The organism is Gracilibacillus thailandensis (assembly GCF_010994055.1).
Classification (GTDB): Bacteria; Bacillota; Bacilli; order Bacillales; family Amphibacillaceae; genus Gracilibacillus; species Gracilibacillus lacisalsi.
On sequence record NZ_WJID01000001.1, the window covers coordinates 60,906 to 83,404 of the forward strand.

Annotated in this window: 20 protein-coding genes and 1 riboswitch; of the genes, 7 read left to right on the forward strand and 13 right to left on the reverse strand. The window is 37.1% G+C overall.

Annotation, left to right across the window (positions count from 1 at the left end; all coding sequences use genetic code 11):
* Positions 1–95: 95 nt before the first annotated feature.
* The 6 genes from GH715_RS00220 to GH715_RS00245 form a co-directional block, all read right to left on the reverse strand.
* Positions 96–872 (reverse strand): response regulator transcription factor, encoded by a 777-nt coding sequence (locus GH715_RS00220; protein WP_153833836.1) that lies wholly within the window; start codon positions 870–872, stop codon positions 96–98.
* Positions 873–885: 13 nt separating this feature from the next.
* Positions 886–2,616 carry a sensor histidine kinase gene (locus tag GH715_RS00225; RefSeq protein WP_153833835.1) on the reverse strand — a complete coding sequence of 577 codons (1,731 nt, stop codon included), beginning with the start codon at positions 2,614–2,616 and terminating at the stop codon, positions 886–888.
* 154 nt (positions 2,617–2,770) lie between these two features.
* Complete coding sequence (locus GH715_RS00230; protein WP_153833834.1) at positions 2,771–3,541, reverse strand: DeoR/GlpR family DNA-binding transcription regulator; 771 nt, start codon at positions 3,539–3,541, stop codon at positions 2,771–2,773.
* A gap of 76 nt (positions 3,542–3,617) precedes the next feature.
* The gene (locus GH715_RS00235; protein WP_153833833.1) at positions 3,618–3,932 is read right to left on the reverse strand and encodes an L-rhamnose mutarotase; all 315 of its coding nucleotides are present in this window, start codon (positions 3,930–3,932) and stop codon (positions 3,618–3,620) included.
* A gap of 368 nt (positions 3,933–4,300) precedes the next feature.
* Complete coding sequence (locus GH715_RS00240) at positions 4,301–5,161, reverse strand: Cof-type HAD-IIB family hydrolase (protein ID WP_153833832.1); 861 nt, start codon at positions 5,159–5,161, stop codon at positions 4,301–4,303.
* Between the two features lie 92 nt (positions 5,162–5,253).
* The gene (locus tag GH715_RS00245; RefSeq protein WP_153833831.1) at positions 5,254–6,225 is read right to left on the reverse strand and encodes a ring-cleaving dioxygenase; all 972 of its coding nucleotides are present in this window, start codon (positions 6,223–6,225) and stop codon (positions 5,254–5,256) included.
* Positions 6,226–6,344: 119 nt separating this feature from the next.
* Positions 6,345–6,459: riboswitch (TPP riboswitch) on the forward strand.
* A 79-nt stretch (positions 6,460–6,538) separates the two neighbouring features.
* On the opposite strand from GH715_RS00245, the gene thiW reads away from it, so the two are divergent.
* Positions 6,539–7,039: an energy coupling factor transporter S component ThiW gene (gene thiW / locus GH715_RS00250; protein WP_153833830.1), complete on the forward strand. Its 501-nt coding sequence runs from the start codon at positions 6,539–6,541 to the stop codon at positions 7,037–7,039.
* Between the two features lie 88 nt (positions 7,040–7,127).
* Here the strand turns inward: thiW and GH715_RS00255 are convergent, their stop codons facing one another.
* The 5 genes from GH715_RS00255 to GH715_RS00275 form a co-directional block, all read right to left on the reverse strand.
* On the reverse strand, positions 7,128–7,367 hold the full coding sequence (locus GH715_RS00255) for an indolepyruvate ferredoxin oxidoreductase subunit alpha (protein WP_153833829.1): 240 nt from the start codon (positions 7,365–7,367) through the stop codon (positions 7,128–7,130).
* Positions 7,368–7,734: 367 nt separating this feature from the next.
* Positions 7,735–8,574 (reverse strand): aldo/keto reductase, encoded by an 840-nt coding sequence (locus GH715_RS00260; protein WP_153833828.1) that lies wholly within the window; start codon positions 8,572–8,574, stop codon positions 7,735–7,737.
* A gap of 101 nt (positions 8,575–8,675) precedes the next feature.
* On the reverse strand, positions 8,676–11,048 hold the full coding sequence (helD, locus tag GH715_RS00265; protein WP_163578362.1) for an RNA polymerase recycling motor HelD: 2,373 nt from the start codon (positions 11,046–11,048) through the stop codon (positions 8,676–8,678).
* Positions 11,049–11,205: 157 nt separating this feature from the next.
* A complete protein-coding gene (locus GH715_RS00270; protein WP_153833827.1) occupies positions 11,206–13,017 on the reverse strand; it encodes an ABC transporter ATP-binding protein in 1,812 nt (603 codons plus the stop codon).
* Entirely contained in the window at positions 13,010–14,731 is a 1,722-nt protein-coding gene (locus GH715_RS00275; RefSeq protein ID WP_153833826.1) for an ABC transporter ATP-binding protein, read from the reverse strand. Before GH715_RS00275 ends, GH715_RS00270 begins: the two co-directional genes overlap by 8 nt.
* Before the next feature lie 283 nt (positions 14,732–15,014).
* On the opposite strand from GH715_RS00275, the gene GH715_RS00280 reads away from it, so the two are divergent.
* From GH715_RS00280 to phnE (GH715_RS00295), 4 genes are all read left to right on the forward strand, one after another.
* The gene (locus tag GH715_RS00280) at positions 15,015–16,007 is read left to right on the forward strand and encodes a phosphate/phosphite/phosphonate ABC transporter substrate-binding protein (protein WP_153833825.1); all 993 of its coding nucleotides are present in this window, start codon (positions 15,015–15,017) and stop codon (positions 16,005–16,007) included.
* A gap of 63 nt (positions 16,008–16,070) precedes the next feature.
* Positions 16,071–16,847, forward strand: a complete 777-nt coding sequence (phnC, locus tag GH715_RS00285) for a phosphonate ABC transporter ATP-binding protein (RefSeq protein WP_153833824.1) — start codon at positions 16,071–16,073, stop codon at positions 16,845–16,847.
* A complete protein-coding gene (gene phnE, locus GH715_RS00290; RefSeq protein WP_153833823.1) occupies positions 16,840–17,640 on the forward strand; it encodes a phosphonate ABC transporter, permease protein PhnE in 801 nt (266 codons plus the stop codon). The genes phnC and phnE (GH715_RS00290) overlap by 8 nt, the downstream gene beginning before the upstream one ends.
* Positions 17,640–18,443 carry a phosphonate ABC transporter, permease protein PhnE gene (gene phnE, locus GH715_RS00295; RefSeq protein ID WP_153833822.1) on the forward strand — a complete coding sequence of 268 codons (804 nt, stop codon included), beginning with the start codon at positions 17,640–17,642 and terminating at the stop codon, positions 18,441–18,443. Before phnE (GH715_RS00290) ends, phnE (GH715_RS00295) begins: the two co-directional genes overlap by 1 nt.
* A gap of 153 nt (positions 18,444–18,596) precedes the next feature.
* On the opposite strand, the gene GH715_RS00300 is transcribed toward phnE (GH715_RS00295), so the two are convergent.
* Together GH715_RS00300 and GH715_RS00305 are read right to left on the reverse strand one after the other, a co-directional pair.
* A complete protein-coding gene (locus tag GH715_RS00300; protein ID WP_153833821.1) occupies positions 18,597–19,499 on the reverse strand; it encodes a DUF1002 domain-containing protein in 903 nt (300 codons plus the stop codon).
* Positions 19,500–19,920: 421 nt separating this feature from the next.
* On the reverse strand, positions 19,921–20,298 hold the full coding sequence (locus GH715_RS00305; protein WP_153833820.1) for a RidA family protein: 378 nt from the start codon (positions 20,296–20,298) through the stop codon (positions 19,921–19,923).
* Between the two features lie 104 nt (positions 20,299–20,402).
* Here GH715_RS00305 and GH715_RS00310 point away from each other — a divergent pair, with 104 nt between their 5' ends.
* A complete protein-coding gene (locus GH715_RS00310) occupies positions 20,403–20,804 on the forward strand; it encodes a secondary thiamine-phosphate synthase enzyme YjbQ (RefSeq protein WP_153833819.1) in 402 nt (133 codons plus the stop codon).
* A 124-nt stretch (positions 20,805–20,928) separates the two neighbouring features.
* Positions 20,929–22,287, forward strand: coding sequence for a magnesium transporter (gene mgtE, locus GH715_RS00315; RefSeq protein ID WP_153833818.1), 1,359 nt, complete (start codon positions 20,929–20,931; stop codon positions 22,285–22,287).
* The last annotated feature ends 212 nt before the right edge of the window (positions 22,288–22,499 follow it).

A 22,499-nucleotide genomic window follows, 5' to 3' on the forward strand; every position in this document is an offset into this window, starting at 1 on the left:
GAAACCCCCTATATATAATTTTTAGTACAGTTATAGTGTAGCACCGTAGGGCTTCGTCCGTAAGGTAACAGTGATTAGGTAAAATACCACTTATTTTAGGAATCGTTTTCATTTTGCTTTCTGAATGTATTCGGCGTCATGTTCTCAAATTGCTTAAATAACTTGATAAAATACTTTGATGTTTGGTAACCACTCTTCTCAGCTATTTCTGTTATCGTCAAATCTGTCGAGAGTAGCAGTTTTTTAGCCTCCTGCATTCGTTTCCTCGTAACATATTCACTAAATGTCACCTGCAATTCTTCCTTGAATAAAGCACTCAGATAGCTTGCATTTAAATGGACTTGTTTTGCTACTTCTTTCAGTGTCAATTCCTCGTCATAATGCTGATCAATGTAATCCATTGCTTCTTTCACGGCCCGATTATACTTACTTAACTGTTGCATCTCTAATAATTTATCATCGACTATTTTGTTGAACATACCTGTTTTTTCTCTTTGTTTTTCGATTTCAATTGCTTTTTCGATTGCTTCCATTAGTTTTTCTTTAGCAATTGGCTTAAGCAAATAATTCACAACACCTAACTCCAGTGCTTCATGTGCATATTCAAATTCCGAATAAGCAGAAATAACAATGACGACAGGATCTTTTGCTTTTTCCTTCAGCTTTTTTAATAATTCTAATCCCGAAACTTCAGGCATCCTAATATCAGTAATGAGAACGTGAACCTTTTCATGATCAATCCGTTCTATCGCTTCTTCTGCATTTGCCGCCGTGATCACTTCATATTGTTGAGACCCTCTTTCAATTGTTTTTTTGATCCCTTGGCGACTCCTCGGTTCGTCATCAACAACAAGAATCACCTTGTTTTCCATATTAATAACCTCCCTATACTGGAATTTCAAAGCTTACCATCGTTCCTTTACCTTCTTCACTTAGAATGATAATATCCCGACTCTCACCGGCTTCATAAAACATACGCAAGCGCTGCTGTACATTTTGCAGTGCCATACTTTGTTGTTTTTGTTGTCTAATGCCGCCATCCATTTGTTTCTTTACTTGCGCTATTTTTTCTTTACTCATACCTGGTCCATTATCACTTACGGCAATTCGGATTCGTTGTTTATCTGGTACTTTTTCTATACGGACAGTAATTTGACTTTTCCCCACTACGTTTCCAGCACCATGTAATATTGCATTTTCAACTAATGGCTGTATCATTAACTTCGGAATTTTGACATCTAACCAATTAAAATCTACATCTTTTCCCCAGTTCAATCGTTCGCCAAATCGCATACGCATAATCTTCATATAACGTTCAATATGATCCAATTCTTCTTTAACCGTTACCCATTCATCCTCGTTTTCCTTCGTAATCGTATAGCGGAATAACTCTGACATCGCGAGTACAACATTCGCCAGCTCCTCTTCTTCCTTTTCATCCAACGACCAATACAATGCATCCAATGTATTAAACAGAAAGTGTGGATGAATTTGGGCTTGTAATGCTTTTAATTCGGTTCTGTTTTTAATGATTTCCTTTTCATACACCATTTGAACTAAATAGTTAGTTTCCTCTGCCAGCTGGTTATATGTTTGATTTAACTCATTAATTTCATTGGTAGAGTTTATCACAGGGTTTTGAGCTAATACTCCCTCACCTGCTTGTCTCATTGTCTTTGTCAGCCTTGTAATCGGTCGGGTAATAAAAGTTGATAAAAAGAATGAGAAAATGAAGAAAATTAATAACCCAATGAATCCAGCTATCAGAATTCCTGCTTGTACCGTGGAAATCCCTGCCGTCAATTGATTAACAGGTGTCAATATATGCATCGTCCATCCTGTTACATCTGATGTATCCTTCACTAACATATATTCTTGATCATCAATTATGATCGTTTCGTCTTCTGTCTCCATAATTTCATCTAAAGCGGTTCCATCATAATTCGTCACAATAGGACTATTTTGGTTATCAACTAAAATCGAATAGTCATTTGATCCACCTTCTTGCTGATTAGCATTTAGTTGAAAATAATTTCGGTTCACTCTTGCTATGATATAGCCACCATTGTCAAAATCGTCATCCATTAAATTAATTTTTCTACCTACTAAGAAATAATTATAATCTAATGGATCTTCCCCCATCCATATTAATTTGCCACCCGCTTCATTGGCCCGAATAATCCCTTGAGGATCAATACGGTCTAGTAATAAAGTTGAATCAATCGGGATAATACGTTGAAAATCGTTATTATATATTTCAATCGAGTAAATACCATCTGCGTTTGCTTGAATTAAATTGATTGTACTCATTAAAGATTGCCTGTCATTAAAAGAAGTGATATCGCCTTCAGACTCCTGTAATAAAATTCCCTGCAGCTCTTCATTGGTTAACACCTGTTTGGTTACCATATTTAATTGTTCAAACAATGAGTCATATCTACCAGATGATTCCATGGCTGTTTGTCTTATTTGCTCTTCTGCATTACTTTGCAATAAACCTTCCACTAATACATACGTAATCGTACTTACGATAAATAGCACAATAAACATCACAACCAAATAAACTACCAATAACTGATTGCGCAGCGTATTCCACTTCTTCAAATAACTCCACATACTACCCACTCCATCAAAAAATCACTAGGCTTTGTTTAATCATTATACTATGAAACGGTACTCAGGGACAGGATAAATGTCCTATTTTCTATAATATTTATGTTGTATATATTTGTCATTCTGCAAATATAAAAGCACTTCGTTAATCATACCATTAACGAAGTGCTTTTATAACTTCTAAGCCAATTTCTTGTAGACTATCTATATTCTGATCTGATGAGTTACTATCGGTAATTATCCGCTCTACCTTTGTTAAAGGAGAAACGTGTGCAAACGCCTGAAAATGAAATTTATGATGATCAGCCAAAATATATGTAGTGTCTGCTATTTCAATCATCTTTTGCTTGACTCGCGCTTGTTGTTCATTTGATTCGCTAATTCCTCTTTCGAAGTGAATTCCTTTACAGGATAAAAATGCTTTATTAACATGATATAAATCAAGTGAACGTTCTGCTAAAGGGCCAACATACGAAAGGGACCTGGCAAGCAACGTGCCTCCAGTTGAAATTACCGTAACCTTACTTTTTTTACTTAATTCCAACACAACATTAACAGAATTAGTTAGAACAGTAACCGGTATATTTGGTAAGTTTTTCGCAACATACCAAGCTGTCGTACTTGCATCAAGTAGGATTTTATCGGTTTCAACAATATGTTTTACCGCTTCCTGAGCAATTTCTTTTTTCTCTTCTACGTACATTACTTCTCGTTCTTGAAAAGGTATTTCCGGTCCATCCTGAGAAGCTGCTATGCTGACTGCTCCTCCGTGACTCCGGGCTAATTTCTTTTCTTTTTCTAATTTTTCTAAGTCTCGACGAATCGTTTCATCTGTCACGGAAAAAAGATTGGCGAGTTCAGAAACTCTAATACTTTTCTTCTGATTGACGACTTCTACGATTCGCTGATGTCTTTCTGCAACTAACATCTAATTCTCCTACCTTCTCGTTCTTCAAACATGTCTATTATTGACTATAGGGAAATTTTGCTTGAAATTCAACTGATTAGTCAAGGTGGAAGACTTCTTGATCAATTAAATACATTTTGGGATCCCCTTTTTCATCCATTGCCAATATATCACTCATAAATGCTTGCCATTTCCGATTGGCTGGGTTGGTTTCCAACTCTTTCATTGCACGGTGGTAATCATCCACTTCCATGTAAGCATACAGCTTCGTACCGTCCATAAATATACTATAATTGCTAATGCCTACTTCTTTCAATGCTTCCAATAATTCTGGGTGTACAGCTTGATGTCTTTTCTTATATTCCTCTTGTGAACCTTCCTTACACTCCATTATAAACATATAACGTGCCATTCATATCCTCCTTTTTGTAACCGTATTCAATTATTGTTTTCTTTTACTTGTGTTTGTTTACCATTCTATCACAGAACAAAACAAATACAAACAAAAAATAAGGAATATCTAGTCTTATGCAGCATTTATTGAGCGGACATTTAGTGCGCTATTTGAATGAAAATCATCTGTTTTTCTATGTTAGCGGACATTGAATCCCTTATTTGGTTCATTTCGACCCCCATTAGCACTATTTTCGATGGATAGCGGAATGGATGTCCGCGACCACCCTAAAAATGGCATTTTTGTCCCAAATAGCGGAACAAATGTCCGCACTCAGCCAGATTTACTCGGAAGCAGACATTTTTGCGATGAAAAACACAAGCTGACTATAGCTTGTGTTGGAAGTAGTCTTTTAAAAAGTGATAGACACCTTCTTTATCGTTTGTAAACTCTGTGGTTTCCTTTACTAACGATTTAATTTGATCAGTCGCATTGAACATGGCCACCGGATAACCTACATATTTCATCATTGGGATATCGTTATTACTATCTCCGATAGCCATGGCATCTCCTGGACTGAGTTGGTAATGTTTCAACAACGCTTCAATTCCGGTTGCTTTGTTTACCCCTTCTACCATCACTTCTACGTTATGCCGGGAAGAGGATGAAGTGGTAAAATTCGTTTCACTTTTCATCTTCTTCAGCTCTTTAATCCATGCTTTCATTTTTTCATGGTCTTTCGTAAAGCAGTACATCTTTGCATACTTCTGTTCTGGTAAATGGTCATGCCAACGAATATCCTGCTCGATTGCGGCTTCTCTTTCCAGCCATTCATTGATTCCTACTTCATCAGGCTTGTCTCCGCTGATCATGAACTCCATATATCCTTGATCCGCTTTTAAGGAAAGCCGCTCCCCGTCATTGGGATGTACCTCATAATAAATACGGTTAGTTCTTGCAGATTCTATAACTTTATCCACAAGTTCTATGGATAAGCTATGTTCTAACAGTTTTTCTCCATCAACATATGTAATCATACCATTTGCTGTAACAAAGCCGTCCAATTCTAAGTCAGATGGTGCAGAGTCAAACACTTCATTATAAGAACGACCTGTCACGATAAACACTCGTATTCCTGTTTTTCTTATCTTTTGAATAATGTCGAGTGTGTTTTCCGTTAATTGATTGTAGTTATTCAGCAATGTGCCATCCATATCTAAACAAATTGCTTTTGGTGAAAATGTCATGTTACGTCCCCCTTTAAACTAGCCGATAACTAGTATAGCACATGAGAAATAAGCTCACCATCGACTAATACTGATGAATGAGCTTAGAGTCACTAATCTATTTTTGTTTCTAAAGGAAGAAGATTGGCCTCGATTTCGTTTCGCTTATCTTCCAGAAATAGTGGCAAGGCAATGCTTTCCCCTAGGTGTTCAACTTTTTCATCTGTATCAAATCCTGGCCCATCTGTTGCCAATTCAATCAGTATACCATTAGGTTCACGAAAATATAACGATTGAAAATAATAGCGATCGACAAGCCCTGAGTTGGGCAATCGTTCCTTAGTAATTCTGTTATGCCATTTTTCAAGTTCTTGATAATCGGCTACACGAAATGCGACATGATGTACACTGCCCCTTCCAGGACGCTCCTTTTGTAATTCCGGACGAACTTCGATATGCACTTCTGCACCTGTACCACCTTCGCCTGTTTCAAATACTTGGATTTCTGCCTGTCCTTCAGGGTTAGGGTAAGCTCCAGTATGACGAAATCCGAGCACCTCTGTTAAAATTCTTTTCGTTGGTGCTAAATCTGGGACAGTAAATCGAACAGGTCCCAATCCCGTAATACCATACTCCTTTGGTACTGAACTTTTATCCCATACCTTACCTGCTGCTACCCCTTTGTTATTTTCGTCAGATACGAGAACTAGACGCTGTCCTTCATGGTCTTGAAAAGGTAATATTTTACGCCCGAATTTTTCTCCTATTCCGTCGTGGACAATATCATATTCGTCCAAGCGCTCTTCCCAATAATGTAACGCCTTATCACTAGCAACCCGTAATGAAGTATAAGATATACTATTATTACCTGGATACGTATGACCCGCATTCGTTATTTCAAAAAAGGTTAAATCTGTTCCAGGTCGTCCGATTTCATCTGCGTAAAATAAATGATACATACTTGGATCATCCTGATTTACTGTTTTTTTAACTAAGCGCATTCCTAAAATATTTGTATAAAAATGATAATTGTTTTTAGCACTAGCTGTAATAGCTGACACATGGTGGATTCCTTTGAGTTCCATAAGATGCCTCCTTCATTATTGTTAGAATCATTATAAACCTTTTACTATCTCGATTTCAAAGTAATGACATCTTGACAATTAGCCTTTTTTTGCTACAATCTTGGTAATTACATAAGTGTTATCACTACTAGGGGTGCTTGTTTTGTACAAGCTGAGAAAAAAGCATTTACAGCTTTTTAACTCTAAGAACCTGATCTGGTTTATACCAGCGTAGGGAAGTAGCTAAACTATTTGCATGGTATAGCCAGGTTCTGATTAGGAATCTGGTTTTTTTACTTAGTGATGCACTTTCTATTTTTATAGGAGGGTTTGCATGAATCGTACGTTATTATTAACCACTATGGCTGTTTTTATTGCGATCGGTACATTAGGTTCCCAATTTTTATGGTTCCCAACCGGAATTGCCAAAGCATATCCTGTGCAACATGCCGTTAATGTGATGGCAGCTGTAACTCTTGGTCCTGTTCCAGCTGTTATCATAGCTTTTACTATCGGACTTTTGCGAAATTTATTAGGAATAGGAACATTGCTTGCATTTCCAGGTGGTATGATTGGAGCATTATTTGCTGGTTATTTATTTCGATGGACGAGAAAAAAAGTCATGGCAGGATTAGGAGAAATAATCGGCACTGGTGTGATAGGTGCTTTATTATCTGTTCCATTTGCCAAAATATTGATGGGAAGTTCAGTTGGCGCTCTAGCATTTTTACCAGGATTCCTTGTTAGTAGCGTAACAGGAGCTATTATCGGCCTCTTGATTTTATCCAAAGTAAAACATACTACTTTGATGCACCAACCTGCTTCGAGTAAGTAAAAGTGAAAATGTTTAACTGGACTTTTTTAAGATCTGTTGCTTATCCGTTAAAAAAAGACAGCGACCACTTCCAAAATGGTCGCTGTCTTTAATCATTTGCAAAAAAGGCTTCTGCTTTTTCTAAATATAATTCTTGATCTGGAGTAAGATCATACTCCTCTTCAATTGCATCTACTGGGCATACTGCTTTACACGCTCCACAATCGATACAAATATCTGGATCTATATAAAATTGATCTGGTCCTTCAACAATACAGTCTACCGGACACACTGTTGTACATTCGCCAGATTTTTCTGTTTCACATGGTTCTGTTATTACAAATGCCATCTTGCATCCTCCTAGATGTTTATCAATCTGTTATTTACGATACATCATGTCCGACTAAAATTGCAAGTGTCCGATAAGAAAAAGCGCAAAGCGTCCGCTTAAAGCAAGAGCAAATCTAACAATTAGAATAAGAGTTTTTTGCGTAAGAAGTTAGCATGTGATAGTCCTCTACCTCTTATAAAGAGATAGTTCTTTTTATTATGCAGCTGTTTATTGCGAAATGGGACTTGTTTATTGCGAAACGCTGCTTCTTTATAATCAAAAAACGTTGATCAACCATTGCATTAAAAAAAATAGAAGAGCAATTTTTCTCGTCCCCATTAAACAAGAACCCGCTTCACTTAGAAACGGGTTCTCATTTTAAAAATTATCGTTTATTAAATTCGTCTGGATCTGGACCGACACGCTCATCTTTATTCATATCTTGAATTAATTTCATTTCCTCTTCTGTTAATTCAAAATCAAATACATCTGCATTATCTTGAATACGATGTTGTTTTACTGATTTTGGAATAGTCACAACATCTTGTTGTAGATCCCAACGCAAAATAACTTGAGCTGTTGATTTACCATGACGTTTTGCAATATCTGTTAATGTTGGATCATCTAATATTTTCCCTTGTTTCAGTGGAGACCACGCTTCAAGCTGAATATTATGTTGTTTACAGAATTCATGTAAACTACGTTGTTGTAAATGTGGATGATATTCAACTTGGTTTACCATTGGTGCTACTTGTGCTTCACTCATCAAATCTTCTAAATGGTGCTCCTTAAAGTTACTTACACCGATCGCTCGGATTTTTCCATCATTATATAATTTCTCCATCGCCTTCCAGGACTCTTTATATTTATTTAATTCTGGAACTGGCCAATGAATTAAATATAAATCTAAATATTCAAGACCCAGTTTATTTAAGCTTGTTTCGAAAGCTTGAAGAGTTTCTTCGTAGCCTTGATCTCCATTCCAAAGCTTAGAAGTAATAAATAATTCTTCACGAGGAATACCAGAATCTTTGATTGCTTTTCCTACACCTTCTTCATTACCATAAACGGCTGCTGTATCAATACTTTTATAGCCGTGTTCAAGTGCCCACTTAACAGAATTATAAACTTCTTCTCCTTCTTCCACTAAGAAAACACCTAGACCAAACCATGGCATCTTTACACCATTATGTAGTGTAGTAGTTGCTTGCAAACTATTTACCATCTCAAATTCCTCCTTTGTTCATTGTCTATACTATCTTGCCACAATCTACAAAAAATGAAAAATATTGTGCTCATAAGAAGAACAGGGTGAATTTCTCTCGTTCACCCTGTCCCTTTGTCCCAAATTTGATGGACTTTATAATGGCGATATTTCTGTTTAGGGATATTTTCGATAAAATGAGTGGGCTTGCCGATTGTAAATAAAGCTAGTTGGTGCATCGCTCGCGTACATGCTGTATAAAATAAGTTTCGTTCTAATTCATCATTAAAATTGTTATTAGATGCATCGGCAATGATAACCGCATCGAATTCAATTCCTTTAGCCAAGTAGGCAGGAATGACGACAATACCTTTTTCAAAAATATGTGCTTCCTGTGTCATTAAATGAATGTCGATACGATTTTTTAATCGCTCATATATGTCCACACATTCTTGCATCGTTTTTCCGATTAATGCAATGGTTTCATGGCCTTCTTGTTCATATTCATTTATTTGATCGAGCACTTTTTCAATTAAAACATCACGTTGCTCCAATTCCATCACAACCGGAGTCTCTCCATCACGTTCAAACGGTTCAATTAGATCACCATTTGGCATAAATGATTTAGTGAATTCAACAATCGGTGCTGTCGAACGATAGCTTCTCGTCAATACGATTCTTTCATGTTTTTCCTGCCATTTCTCGGATAATAAAGTCTCTTCTCTTAATGCATGTGCATAAATCGCTTGATTTATATCACCTAACAAAGTCATGCGACTAACCGGGAACATCTTCTTCATCAATGCAAACTGAAACGGTGTATAGTCCTGAGCTTCATCGATAAACAAGTGTTGAATCGCACGCTGTGCATCAAACCCTAACAAGCTTTTTTCAAAATAAATATAAGCAGGTGCATCTTCCCATGTTAAATATCTGTGCTTTAAATAGTCTTCCGTAATTCTACATATTTCCTGCCATTGATTTGGCAGTGTAACTTCTGTATCTGCAATTCGCCCTTTGCTCGTAAACAATTGACGAAACGATTTAAGCGGATCAACAAATGCAAGTTGCTTTACTTTTTTTCGTAGTGGACGTAATCGCCAAGCAACTACTCGTTTGCGTAACATTTCCTCTTCACGGTCATAATCATCAAATGTATCTTCTGAAAATCGATTTTCTTCTTGTAATGTTTGATGAACATCGACATAATCAGCCTTTTCCAATAGTTCACTTTCCTCTAATACCCAATCTTTCTCTCGTTCAATCTTCTCCAGTTTTTTTAATTGGTACAAAATCCAATTGGCTACTTTTTCTAAACGGTCTGGTATTGCTAAAGAACTTTCTGTTTGATAAAAGTATTTTTCAACCATTTGTTTTGGAATAACGATTTGCCCTCTAAATGTAATATTGCGAAAAACAAGTCCTTGATTAGACAATCGGTCTAAAAAGCGATCAATTAACTCTTTATAATCTAGGCTTGCTTTGTAATGCATAGCTTCAACTCTTGCCTCGTAATTTTCTGCTCTTTTTTGTAGATAATACTCCATTTGTTCGAAGGGCGTTTCCAATTGAAAGCTATCATCTAATTGACGGTGTAAATATTGATAGAAAGTCATCTGTTGCATATTATCTTCACCAAGCTCCGGCAGAACGGTTGCTACATAACTGTTGAATAATGGATTTGGTGAAAATAGCACAATTTGTTCCGACGTTAATGTTTCGCGATAACGATATAATAAATAGGCTACACGCTGTAATGCTGCTGACGTTTTACCACTACCCGCAACACCTTGCACAATTAGCACTCTTGCTTTTTCATTCCGGATAATTTGGTTCTGTTCTTTTTGAATGGTTGAGACAATACTTTTCATTTTCGTGCTTGCCTGATTTCCTAGTACAGATTGCAATAAATGATCACCTATTGTCAGCCCCGTGTCGAACATTCCCTGTAGTTCGCCATTACGAATCATATATTGTCGTTTTAACGTTATTTCCCCGGAAATATTTCCTTGAACGGTGTCATAACTTGCCGGACCTGGTGGATAATCATAGTACATGCTCGAAATAGGTGCTCTCCAGTCATATACTAGAAAATTCTCTTCCGCTTCATCCATCACTGAAGCCAAACCTATATAAATGGACTGTTCGTCGGTTTGCCCATCTTCTTGAAAATCAATCCGTCCAAAATAAGGTTTATCCTTTAATCGGTGCAGGATATCTAAACGTTCACTTACCTGTCCATGGCTTCTTTCACGTTCCGACAGAAATTCAGCTTGCTGCTTAATACTCGCTTCTGTTTCAATTTTATCGTCCATTTCTTCTATATTAACTGTTACGTCTTCCCAAAAATCACGTCTGATATCAATGACATCTTCTTTTAAACCTTTCACTCTCGATTGTAAGGTTGTGATTTTCTTATCAATTTCTTCCACTACATCTGTTACTCTTTGCTTTTCCTGTTGCCATTCTTGACCTTCTCGCTCGTCTGCTGCCACTGATTCCACCTCCGTGACGTTGATTTTGTCATCTTTTTTATCGCGTCCCGTAAGACACCTTACTTCATCCTTTAATGGACACTAACACCCTAAGAAGTTTCGCTGTCCATCAGTGGATAAAAAAGTCTCACTATATTATATTCCAACTAAACTTGTATCAATCATAAACAGTTTGTGTTGTGACTAGATTAGCATAAAAACCTTTTTCTTTCATTAATGTTGAATGGGTACCTTTTTCAATTATTTTTCCTTCCTTTAGAACAAGTATCATATCAGCCTTCTCGATTGTATTCAAGCGATGTGCAATCACAAAACTAGTTTTCCCTTCCATTAAGGTTTCTAATGCATCTGTTATTTTTAATTCGGTTATCGTATCAATACTACTTGTCGCCTCATCTAATATTAAAATCGACGGGTTAGCCAATATTGCTCTTGCTATTACAATTAGTTGCCGTTGACCCTGGCTTATTCCTTGTCCATTGCCTTCAAGCACCGTATCATATTGGTTTGGCAGTTGTTCAATAAAAGTATGAGCATTTGCCATTTTTGCAGCGTCTACCACTTCCTGATCCGTAGCATTTAACTTTCCGTACCTAATATTTTCTCTAACCGTCGTATCAAATAAATAAGAATCCTGTAATACCATACCTAATTGACTTCGAATACTTTTATTGGTTAGATTTTTCATTGAATAGCCATCTAATAAAATATCTCCCGCTTGTTCTTCAAAAAATCTGGCCAACAAGGAAATGATCGTTGTTTTTCCCGCTCCTGTGGGGCCAACTAATGCTACCGTTTGACCTGGCTGTACATGAAAGGAAATATTGTGCAGGACATGTTCGTCTGTATGATAAGAAAATGAAACATTCCGAAAGACCACATCTCCTTTTACCTTGTCAATATCTTGCTTTTGTTGGTTTGTTTCTTCCTGCTTCTGATCCATTACTTCAAATGCTCGCTCGGCACCTGCAACAGCAGACAGAATCGTATTAAATTGATTGGCTAAATCATTCAATGGACGAGTAAATTGGCGTGCATATGTCGTAAATGTTACGATAACCCCAATTGTAATAGCAGTTGCATTGGTAGCAAGAACTATCCACCCACCAACACCGACGATAATGGCAAAACCAAAGTTATTTAAGCCATTCATTAACTTCGGAATGAAACCAGAATAGACTTGCGCCCAATACCCTACTTTTCTTAATTGTTCATTATGTTTTCGATACTGCTCAATTACACGGTGCTCTTGGTGAAATAGTTTTACCATCGAATGACCTGAAAAGGTTTCTTCTAAAAAACCAGTCATTTCACCAAGTTCGCGCTGTTGTTCCTTAAAATAATAACCCGTTCTATTCGTAATCCATTTCATCCCAAGATACATCAATGGAACGATCGTTACGGTCATCAATGTCAGTAAGGGACTAAGTAAAAGCATTACAATTAATGTACCAACAAGTGTTAATAGGCTTGTTGTCACTTGGATAACAGCTGTATTTAGTGTTCTACTAACATTTTCAATATCATTTGTCAGCCGACTCATCAAATCCCCACTTTGGGACTCTTGAAATTGCATGATTGGCAAACGTAGTACATGCTCAAAAAGATCTTTGCGCATTGCAAAAACGGTATTTTGTGAAATATCAATCATCCAATAATTTTGTAATGCCAACGCTACAGATTGCAAAACAAATATTAGTGCTAGCAGAATAAGTAGCATTTCAAATGACAGAACGAATGCTGCACCTGTCATTACATCTACTGCCACTCCAATCAAATATGGACCGAGCAAGGACAATACAGCGCCTAAAAACACCATAACCAAAACAAGCCAGAACAGCAGCTTATCCACTTTCATATAGTTCCAAATTCTTGACAAAGTAGCACGAAAGTTTTTTACTTTTGTTTTTTTTCCTACCATTGGGTGATGCCTTGAGGAAGGCTGAACTTCTATCTTTTTGTTAGCCATCCAATGTCACCCCTTCCCTTCGCTGCGTATGCCACATAGTTTGATACAAAGTATTCGTTTGTAGTAATTGCTGATGTGTATCTAGTCCGGCAATACTACCTTTTTCTAACAAAATAATCTGATCAGCATCTTTGACAGAGCTGATTTTTTGCGAAACAATAAACGTAGTACATCGTCTCTTTCTAATCGCCTCTAAAACACGTGATTCTGTTGTGGCATCTAGTGCACTTGTACTATCATCAAGCAACAATACACGTGGGGTATCTGCTAGTGCCCTGGCAATCGATAACCGTTGTTTTTGACCTCCTGACAGATTTACACCTCGTTGGCCAATCAGTGTCTGATAAGTATCTGGCAAAGTCATAATAAAGTCATGAAGTTGGGCTTCTTTCGCTACTTTTTCCGCTTGTTCTTGCGTGAGGTGTTCATTTCCCCATGTGATATTATCGAGAATCGTCCCTGAAAATAGAAACCCTTCCTGAGGGACCAATGTTATATCGTATCTTACTTGATTTCCCAATTGTTCGATCGGTTGACCATCCAGATAAATGGTCCCTGCTGAAGGGTGATAAAGATATGGAATCAGATGTAATAATGTTGTCTTTCCTGATCCAGTTTCACCTAAAACACCTATCTTCTCTCCTTGCTTAACATGAAAATGAAGATTCCGTAGTATTTCCTGACTTGTATTGGGATAGGTAAAGGAAACATGATCAAAGCTAATTTCCCCTTTAATCCGAGCTCTTTCTCGTTGTTCGATAACCTCATCATCTGCAGACTGTTCAAGAATATCATCAATGCGCTTTGCAGAAGCTCGTCCTCTTGACAGGTTCATAAGTAAAAAAGAGAACACACCAAAGGAAGCCAGCATTCTTGTTGCATAGTTAATTACCCCTACTACTTCACCAGCTCTAGCAGACCCGGTTTCAAGTTGTATGAAACCAAACCATAACAAGCCGATCATTGCGATATTCATAATGAGCATGACAATCGGCATGACAACTTCCATTACCCATAATGCTTGTCTATTTTTATCCTTCAGACTTTTATTCACTTTTGAGAATCGATTATTTTCAAAAGTCAAACGGTGAAAAGCTTTCACTAGTTTGATTGCCAACAAGTTTTCGCGGATTACATTATTAATTTGATCAATTCGTTCCTGAACATGTCGAAACAACCGCATTCCTTTTATCATCAACCAAAACATAACTACAAATAAGACCGGAATTGTAGCTAGTAAAATCAAAGCTAAAGGGATGTTTAGTGTAAAGGACATCACAATTCCAAAGATGATAAACAAAGGCGCACGCAACATAATCCGCATAAAGGCGAATAATAAATTTTGGACTTGTATCACGTCATTCGTCATTCTTGTCAATAAAGTTGATGTGGCGAATTGCTGTATCTTCATTGCAGAAAACATTTGGATCCTACGAAACATATCATTCCGCATATCATGTCCTACACCTTGACTCACTTCTGCCGCAAAGAAAGAGCTTGTAATACCGGCTACAAATGCTAATAAGGTCATTGCCAATAGAATAGCTCCATAAAAATAGATAATCGACATATCTTCAGCGACAATGCCTTCGTCAATTATTTTTGCCATAATGATCGGCTGCACAAGTTCTACGATTAACTCTACTACCATCAGCAAAAGTGCTAGAATCATTGCTTTTCTATATGTATCTGCATATTTGAAAATAATTTTCATCGTTTTCCTCCATTATCTCTCTATTTTTATATTATAACGGAGATAAAGCGCTTCCTCCATTGATTCTAATAAAGAAAGTGTAAATTTTGTAAATCTATCGATAAAATTGTTATATTTCGGTAAATCATATAGATTTTTAACAGCTTTCGATAGATAATGACATTGCAAGAAGTACTATGGAATACAAAGATACTGTCAGTTTTTTTACCACTATAATAGATTTTATTGGTTAATCCATAGACAATATTCTTGTAAAACTAAAATTTCTAAGGGGGAATTAGAGATGAAAAAATGGCTTTTATTGTTAATTGCATTGTTAACAATGTTTGTCATCTCTGCTTGTGGGTCTAGTGATGATACAAATGGAAGCAGCGATGAAGACAGCGAGAACACAGAAGTGAATTCAAACGAGGATACAGAAGAAACGGAAGGAAATGAAGCAGAAGCTAGTGAAGAAGGAGACACTCCAGATCAACTTGTTATGGGGTTTGTTCCATCACAAGATTCTGACACTATTGCAGATACCGTTGCACCTTTAGCGGACAGGCTGTCTGAAGAATTAGGCATTCCTGTAGAAGGAAAAGTTATGACAAACTACACAGCATTAGTAGAAGCAATGGGGACAAATGAAGTTCAAATCGGATTCATTCCTGCTTTTGCATATGTATTAGCGAATGAAAAACATGGTGTGGAAGTCCTCTTAAAATCTGAACGTTATGGTAGCGGAACATATGTAGCACAATATCTTGTCAGCGCTGACTCTGATTATGAAGAATTAGCTGATTTAGAAGGTGCCGTTTGGGCTTATGGTGACCCAACATCTACGAGTGGATACTTATTCCCAGCAGCACAAATTATGGATGAGTTTGGTGTAGATGATCCACAAACAGAATTTTTCTCTGAAGCATATCAAACTGGTGGACACGACAACTCAGCGATTGAAGTTTACCAAGGAAATGCAGATGTAGCAACAACATTCGATGATGTTCGTACCAATTTAGAAGAAGAATATCCGGATATCATGGAAAAAACAAGAGTACTTGGATACACAGACGAAATTCCTAACGATACTATTTCTGTAACGAAAGAATTAAGTGATGAGCTTGTACAAACGATTAAAGATTCTTTTCTTTCATTTAACGAAGATGAGGATATGATTCAAATTATGAATGAAGTGTACAGCTGGGATGCAATCATTGAAGCTGAAGACAGCGAATATGACGTTGTCCGCAGTACTTACGAGAAATTCGGTGACGATATTAGCTTAGATGAATAAGACAAGTTGAACAGGAGAGAGCTTGCTCTCTCCTGTTTCGATATGAAGGAAAGGGGCTAGACCATGATTGAGTTTAATGATGTCTCACTTGTCTATCCAAATGGGACAGAAGGATTAAAAAATATAAATGTAAAAATCAATGAAGGAGAATTTGTTGTTATTGTCGGTCTTTCCGGTGCAGGTAAATCTACTTTTATCCGTAGTATTAACCGACTTGTAACACCTACTAGTGGTTCTTTAATAGTAGATGATGAGGATATATTAAAAGCAAAAGGCAAAGGTTTACGAAAACTCCGTACTAAAATCGGGATGATTTTCCAAAGCTATAACCTTGTTAAGCGGTCGACCGTGATCAAAAATGTTATTTCAGGTCGCTTAGGTTATACAGGTACTTTTAAAAGTATCATGAATCTTTTTTCTAAAGAAGATAAATTATTAGCTTATGAAAATTTGAAACGTGTCAATATAGAAGAAAAATTATATAACCGTGCTGATGAATTAAGTGGCGGGCAGCAACAACGTGTTAGTATCGCTCGTGTACTGACACAACAACCGAAGTTAATTTTAGCAGATGAACCGGTAGCAAGCCTTGATCCACCTACTTCTCATCAGGTCATGAAATATTTAAAACAGATTAATCGTGAAGATAAAATCACTACGATTGTAAATCTTCACTTTATTGATATGGCAATGGAATATGCCGACCGAATTATTGGTATGCGCGCTGGTGAGGTGGTTTTTGATGGACCGGCAAGTGAAGTAACGGAACAAACATTTGAAGAAATCTATGGTCGTTCGATTCGAGATGAAGACCGTCGAGGAGGGGTGGAGGATGAGTAAAGAATCTTCCTTCGTTCCAAAAGGATTATATCCTTTTAAAACCAAGTTGATCATCACGATCTCTTTAATTGTAGTCCTCGGCTTTTACTTACTCAGCTCGATCAAAACGGAATCATTTATTGTCCACTTTTTTGTAAAGATACCGAATGTTTTCGGATTAATTGGGGATTTCTTTCCTCCTGATTGGGGTTATGTCAATCAAGTTTGGCCGAAACTGTTTGAAACGATACATATCGCTATTATTGCAACTACTGTTGCAGTGATTATCAGTATACCTTTCTCATTATTAACTGCTAATAATGTGACAACCAATTCCTGGATCTATCAAGGGATGCGCATGATCTTAAATATCATCCGTACTATTCCAGATATTATTTTAGCAGTTGTGTTTGTCGGATTGTTTGGTATCGGTGCTTTTTCTGGGATTATTGCCTTAATTATTTTCGCTGTCGGGATTCTAGTAAAACTGATGAGTGAAGTCATTGAAACAATTGATATGAACCCAACTGAGGCAATTCGGGCATCGGGTGGGAATGGGTTACAGACGATTAGTTTTGCGATTGTGCCACAAGTACTGCCGCAATTTATTTCATTCAGTCTATATGTTTTTGAAATTAACATCCGTGCCTCACTCGTATTAGGATTGGTTGGTGCCGGTGGTATCGGGCAATTGTTAAACACACAGATCAACTTCATGAACTACCCGGCTGTTAGCACCATTATTATTATTGTATTTGCCGTTGTAGTTGTGATTGATATTATTAGTGGTAAGTTAAGGGAGGGACTCGTATAATGGCAGAACAATTGACCCTTCCAGAAAAACCAAAAAGTAAGCTTACATTAGTTAAACGAATTTTCATTTTTATCATCATTGCTCTGATTTATATTTGGACATTTACAAGTATTGAAATACGGTGGGATAATATATTCAGTGAACGAACATTGGCTAATTTCGATCGGATTATACCGAAATTCTTCCAGCCAGCAGTTGAAGAAACTGGAAGTATAATGGAGAAGATGTTCGAGACACTGTTTATCGCCTATACCGGGTCTTTAGCAGCAGCCATCATTGCCATACCACTTGCGTTTTTATGTGCGTCGAATATGGTGCGCAACAAATTTCTGAATAATATCGGCATGTGGATTTTAGGTGGTGTTCGTGCCTTTCCTGAAATTGTGCTTGCGATTATTTTTGTGGCAGCTGTTGGACCGAATCCTTTTGCAGGCGTATTGGCGATTGCGATTGGCTCAACCGGTATGCTAGGAAAGTTATATTCCGAAGTTATTGAATCGATTGATATGCATGTTATTGAAGCTTTGGAAGCCAGTGGTGCAAATAAATTTCAAATTTTATTTTACGGGATCTTCCCACAAGTATTACCTGAATTTATGTCTTACGCGATCTATCGATTCGAAATCGACGTTCGTGCTTCATCCGTCTTAGGGATTGTAGGCGCGGGTGGTATTGGTACATTGATTACCTTTGCCTATATGAATCGAAATTGGGAAGAAGTAGGGATGATTCTGTTAGTAATTATTATTACGGTTACCATTATTGATCAAATATCAGGATTTATTCGTAAGCGATTGGTTTAGAGTTTATAACTTTGGTTTTATTAGAGTGAGCTCAGTGGGCTCACTCTTTTTGAATTTATCAGCCAATCCAACTGCCTACTTTTTCTTTCCATACGAACGAAACCGCCATCGTAAAAAACAATGACGGTTTCGTTTTATTGATCTTCACTAATTTTAATTGAATAAGCCTCTGATCGAGTCGAGAAGGTTTTGGAAGAAGTCCTTGACTGATTGCCAAAATCCTTCCGTGTCGCCTCCAGTAACTTCATCTAATTTACCTTTCAAATCACCAACAATTGATTCCAGTTGGTCGGTAACTTTTCCAAAATCGATATTCAAGTCACGCATTCTCTCAAAAAGATTGGTTAACATCTCTCTGTCTTCAGGACTCAATTCAATGTTTAATTGATCCAGTTGCTCACTGACAATACGTTCGACATCTTCTTTTGTTGCTGGGTTTTTTTCCGAGATTTCTCGTTTTATTTCACTTAAAAGCTCACTTACTTTTTCTTTATCAATGCCTGCATCTTCTGCTAAATCTGTCGCAACATCTAATTCTTCATTTGCTACTTCCATTCGGTCTTGGTCTAGTGATTCACCATCGACATTAAAAGCCTTATAGATACCAGTTAAAGCTGAATGTCCTGATACCTTCAGTGGTGACGCTACTTCAATCACTGCATTTTCCACGCCCGCTGTTAATAAGGCGTTAGCGTACATTTCATTCGTTACTTCTGTAATGTTTTCCGGATTGACAACATTAACAACTACTCCACCATCATCTTTTCGAGTAATTTTGGCAGAGGAGTACATATTAGAGCCTGGATCTCCTCCGATATAGTTGACAAGATCCTCAGCCGTAACAGTATATTCATCTACTTGATCAGGATTAGTTGCATTCAATAAATTTCTTACTGTATCTTTCTGTGAGTCTGAGAGAGCTTCACCAAGCACTAATTTTGGTTTACCATATTTTTCATCAATAACATTATCATCGCCATCACTTGCTAAAGCAAAAGGCGCGATAGCTAGTCCAATGAAGGTCACTACAATAAGCATCCATGTTATTCTTTTCATAGATTAACTCCTTTTCGCCAAAGTACTTACTCTTATATTATGATAGATTTTTATAATTATGGGAAGAAATTTATATCTTTTTCTATACTTTTTCCTAAAACGAAAGCGATTAAACCTATAAAGTGTGTTTTCCCTCTGTAGGGGTTAGCTAAACAATTTCTTTGATAGTGGGGATTACAAAAGATTTAGCAACGTGTAAAAGAATAACTGAGCAAAAACCACTCGGAAAAGTGAATCTTTAGGTCAAACAATTTCCATAGGAGTTGAAGTGGTGGCCTACTCGACAACATATGTGAGACCTAGTAGCTTGGGTTATTATTCAGTGTCGCTTATCACCAATTCACAATACTTTGGTATCAAGGTTTCTTCCATGAAAATTAAAAACTCCCAGCCTAATAGGAGGACTGGAAGTTTCTTTTACTTATTTTTTTGCAATAACATCCATTTCGACGCCCACACCTTTAGGTAACTTACTAACCTCTACAGTAGCTCTTGCGGGATATGGTTCCTCTAAAAATTTCGCATACGCTTCATTTATAGTAGCGAAATCATCCATGTTCGTAATATAAATCGTAAACTTTACAACATTGGCAAACGTTAAACCTGCTTCTGTTAAAATTGCTGCTAAATTTTTCATTACTTGATTGGTCTGAGCGGCAATATCCCCCTCTACTACTTCCATTGTTTCCGGATTAAGCGGGATTTGTCCTGAAACGAAGACTAAGTCTCCCGCATCAATCGCTTGTGAATAAGGACCAATTGCTTGTGGTGCTTTATTTGTATGTACTGCTTTAACCATTTTTACTACTTCCTTTCCATACTTGTATTTACAGAAAATTTTAACATATAATTAATTTTTAGTAGAATATTTATAACACAATATTTTTAGGAAGGATGATGATAATGGAAAAGACGTTTTCTTTAAAAACGAGTCACCATGATCAAGTGATTGATATTACATCAGAGGTTGCCCAATACCTTCATGAGCAAAATGTTTCAGATGGTATTGTAATTGTTTCATCATTGCACACAACAGCAGGAATTACCGTAAATGAAAATGCTGATCCAGACGTAAAAACGGACTTTTTGCGTAGGTTACGTGAAGTTTATCCATGGGAGCACCCGGAGGATTTACATATGGAGGGAAATACCGCTGCACATTTAAAGGTGAGCACTGTTGGTCATAATCAAACAATGGTTGTTTCCAATGGACGGCTTGTCTTAGGAACATGGCAAGGAATTTATTTCTGTGAATTCGATGGACCGCGTCATCGGAAATTCCACGTCAAAGTGATGGAAGGATAAAGGGAAACTCCCTTAGGTTTGTTACCCCGCTACGTTGTTCGAAAAATGAGAATTTGCAAGCAACAAATTGTTTACATAACCTGCTATTCTCGGTGGAATCCTAAGGGAAAGGGAGGGTTTTAAAATGTCGTTAAACATGACTGAAAATGAGATCTCATTGGCAATTATTCAAGCAGTAAAAGATGGAAAGAAAGCAGTATTCCAAGAATTGATCGATGAACTACAGCCATACGATATGGCACGACAATATCACAACCTTCCGGTAAAACATCGAAATAAGTTTCTTCTCTATTTGTCGATAGAACAATTAACAGATCTTTTACAGGAGCTGGATAAAGAAGAGCAGTTAGAAGTTATTTATAAATTAGGGATCGAAAAATCCTCCAAAGTATTAGACCTGATGCAAAATGATGACTTAGCCTCTCTTCTTACCGATTTAGAACCGGAAAAAATTGAAGAATTGTTATCGGAAATGCAAGAGGAAGAATCAAAAATAGTCCAAGGTCTGATGAATTATCCGCTTGAAACAGCTGGTAGACTCATGAACAACCGCTATGTGTGGATTCCGCAGCATTACACCATTCGTGAGGCTGTTGATAAATTAAAACACTTTGCAGAGTTAGCTGAATATTTGAACTATCTCTACGTCATTGATGAAGATAAAAAGCTAGTCGGTGTCGTATCGTATAAAGACCTACTTTTAGCTGATTTACAAGATAAAATAAAAGAAGTCATGTATCGCAGAGTGGTAAAGGCGGATGTACATACAGATCAGGAAGAGGTTGCCAAACTGATTAGCCGTTATGATTTCGTATCCTTGCCTATTGTTGAACGTGATAATACTTTAGTTGGTGTGGTTACTGTTGATGACGTCATCGATGTTGTTATGCAGGAAGCGAATGAAGATATTGAAAAATTATCAGCTTCCGGTAAAGCGATCAGTTTCAACACAAAACCTTTTGTTGCAGCTTATAAAAGGCTTCCTTGGTTAATCTTATTACTATTTATTGGACTTATATCAGGCAGTATTATTAGTAGTTTTGAAGAAACATTAGAGTCAGTTGTCGCCTTAGCATTTTTTATGCCGCTCATTGCCGGCATGACGGGAAATACCGGGACACAATCATTAGCAGTGGTTGTTCGTGGATTAGTATCGGAAGACTTGACTTTCAAACAAGTACTGAAGTTGATTCTCCGTGAATTATGGGTTGGCATTATTATCGGCGTGACATGTGGTCTTATGATTGCGGTGATTGCTTATTTATGGAGAGGGAATATGACGCTAGGATTAGTCGTAGGCAGCTCCTTATTGATTACCTTAATTATTGGGACGTTGGCTGGTACGATCATTCCATTAATTTTATATAAATTGAAGGTAGACCCTGCAGTCGCCTCTGGTCCGCTCATTACAACCATTAACGATATTTTTTCCTTATTGATTTACTTCGGCATTGCCACGGCATTTATTACAAGACTAATGTGATGTGCAGAGCTGTGATGGGATGCTCGTTGATCCTGCTGTCTAATAAGACATATTTAATCATAAGAAAAACTTAGTGCGCCCGAATAGAAATGTAGCGAGCTGAATTTTACGGGAAAAACTGCAAAATAAAATTGTAAGGTTTCCTTGTAAAGTTAGATTAACAAGGAAACCTTACAATGAAAATGAACAGTTTTCCCCGTAAACATATAATT

What these genes read in the sequence shown, in the direction of transcription:
- GH715_RS00220 (WP_153833836.1), bottom strand. Translation starts at nt 872, where the DNA reads ATGGAAAACAAGGTGATTCTTGTTGTTGATGACGAACCGAGGAGTCGC.
- GH715_RS00225 (WP_153833835.1), bottom strand. Translation starts at nt 2,616, where the DNA reads ATGTGGAGTTATTTGAAGAAGTGGAATACGCTGCGCAATCAGTTATTG.
- GH715_RS00230 (WP_153833834.1), bottom strand. Translation starts at nt 3,541, where the DNA reads ATGTTAGTTGCAGAAAGACATCAGCGAATCGTAGAAGTCGTCAATCAG.
- GH715_RS00235 (WP_153833833.1), bottom strand. Translation starts at nt 3,932, where the DNA reads ATGGCACGTTATATGTTTATAATGGAGTGTAAGGAAGGTTCACAAGAG.
- GH715_RS00240 (WP_153833832.1), bottom strand. Translation starts at nt 5,161, where the DNA reads ATGACATTTTCACCAAAAGCAATTTGTTTAGATATGGATGGCACATTG.
- GH715_RS00245 (WP_153833831.1), bottom strand. Translation starts at nt 6,225, where the DNA reads ATGGAACTCAAAGGAATCCACCATGTGTCAGCTATTACAGCTAGTGCT.
- thiW (WP_153833830.1), top strand. Translation starts at nt 6,539, where the DNA reads ATGAATCGTACGTTATTATTAACCACTATGGCTGTTTTTATTGCGATC.
- GH715_RS00255 (WP_153833829.1), bottom strand. Translation starts at nt 7,367, where the DNA reads ATGGCATTTGTAATAACAGAACCATGTGAAACAGAAAAATCTGGCGAA.
- GH715_RS00260 (WP_153833828.1), bottom strand. Translation starts at nt 8,574, where the DNA reads ATGGTAAATAGTTTGCAAGCAACTACTACACTACATAATGGTGTAAAG.
- GH715_RS00270 (WP_153833827.1), bottom strand. Translation starts at nt 13,017, where the DNA reads ATGGCTAACAAAAAGATAGAAGTTCAGCCTTCCTCAAGGCATCACCCA.
- GH715_RS00275 (WP_153833826.1), bottom strand. Translation starts at nt 14,731, where the DNA reads ATGAAAATTATTTTCAAATATGCAGATACATATAGAAAAGCAATGATT.
- GH715_RS00280 (WP_153833825.1), top strand. Translation starts at nt 15,015, where the DNA reads ATGAAAAAATGGCTTTTATTGTTAATTGCATTGTTAACAATGTTTGTC.
- phnC (WP_153833824.1), top strand. Translation starts at nt 16,071, where the DNA reads ATGATTGAGTTTAATGATGTCTCACTTGTCTATCCAAATGGGACAGAA.
- phnE (WP_153833823.1), top strand. Translation starts at nt 16,840, where the DNA reads ATGAGTAAAGAATCTTCCTTCGTTCCAAAAGGATTATATCCTTTTAAA.
- phnE (WP_153833822.1), top strand. Translation starts at nt 17,640, where the DNA reads ATGGCAGAACAATTGACCCTTCCAGAAAAACCAAAAAGTAAGCTTACA.
- GH715_RS00300 (WP_153833821.1), bottom strand. Translation starts at nt 19,499, where the DNA reads ATGAAAAGAATAACATGGATGCTTATTGTAGTGACCTTCATTGGACTA.
- GH715_RS00305 (WP_153833820.1), bottom strand. Translation starts at nt 20,298, where the DNA reads ATGGTTAAAGCAGTACATACAAATAAAGCACCACAAGCAATTGGTCCT.
- GH715_RS00310 (WP_153833819.1), top strand. Translation starts at nt 20,403, where the DNA reads ATGGAAAAGACGTTTTCTTTAAAAACGAGTCACCATGATCAAGTGATT.
- mgtE (WP_153833818.1), top strand. Translation starts at nt 20,929, where the DNA reads ATGTCGTTAAACATGACTGAAAATGAGATCTCATTGGCAATTATTCAA.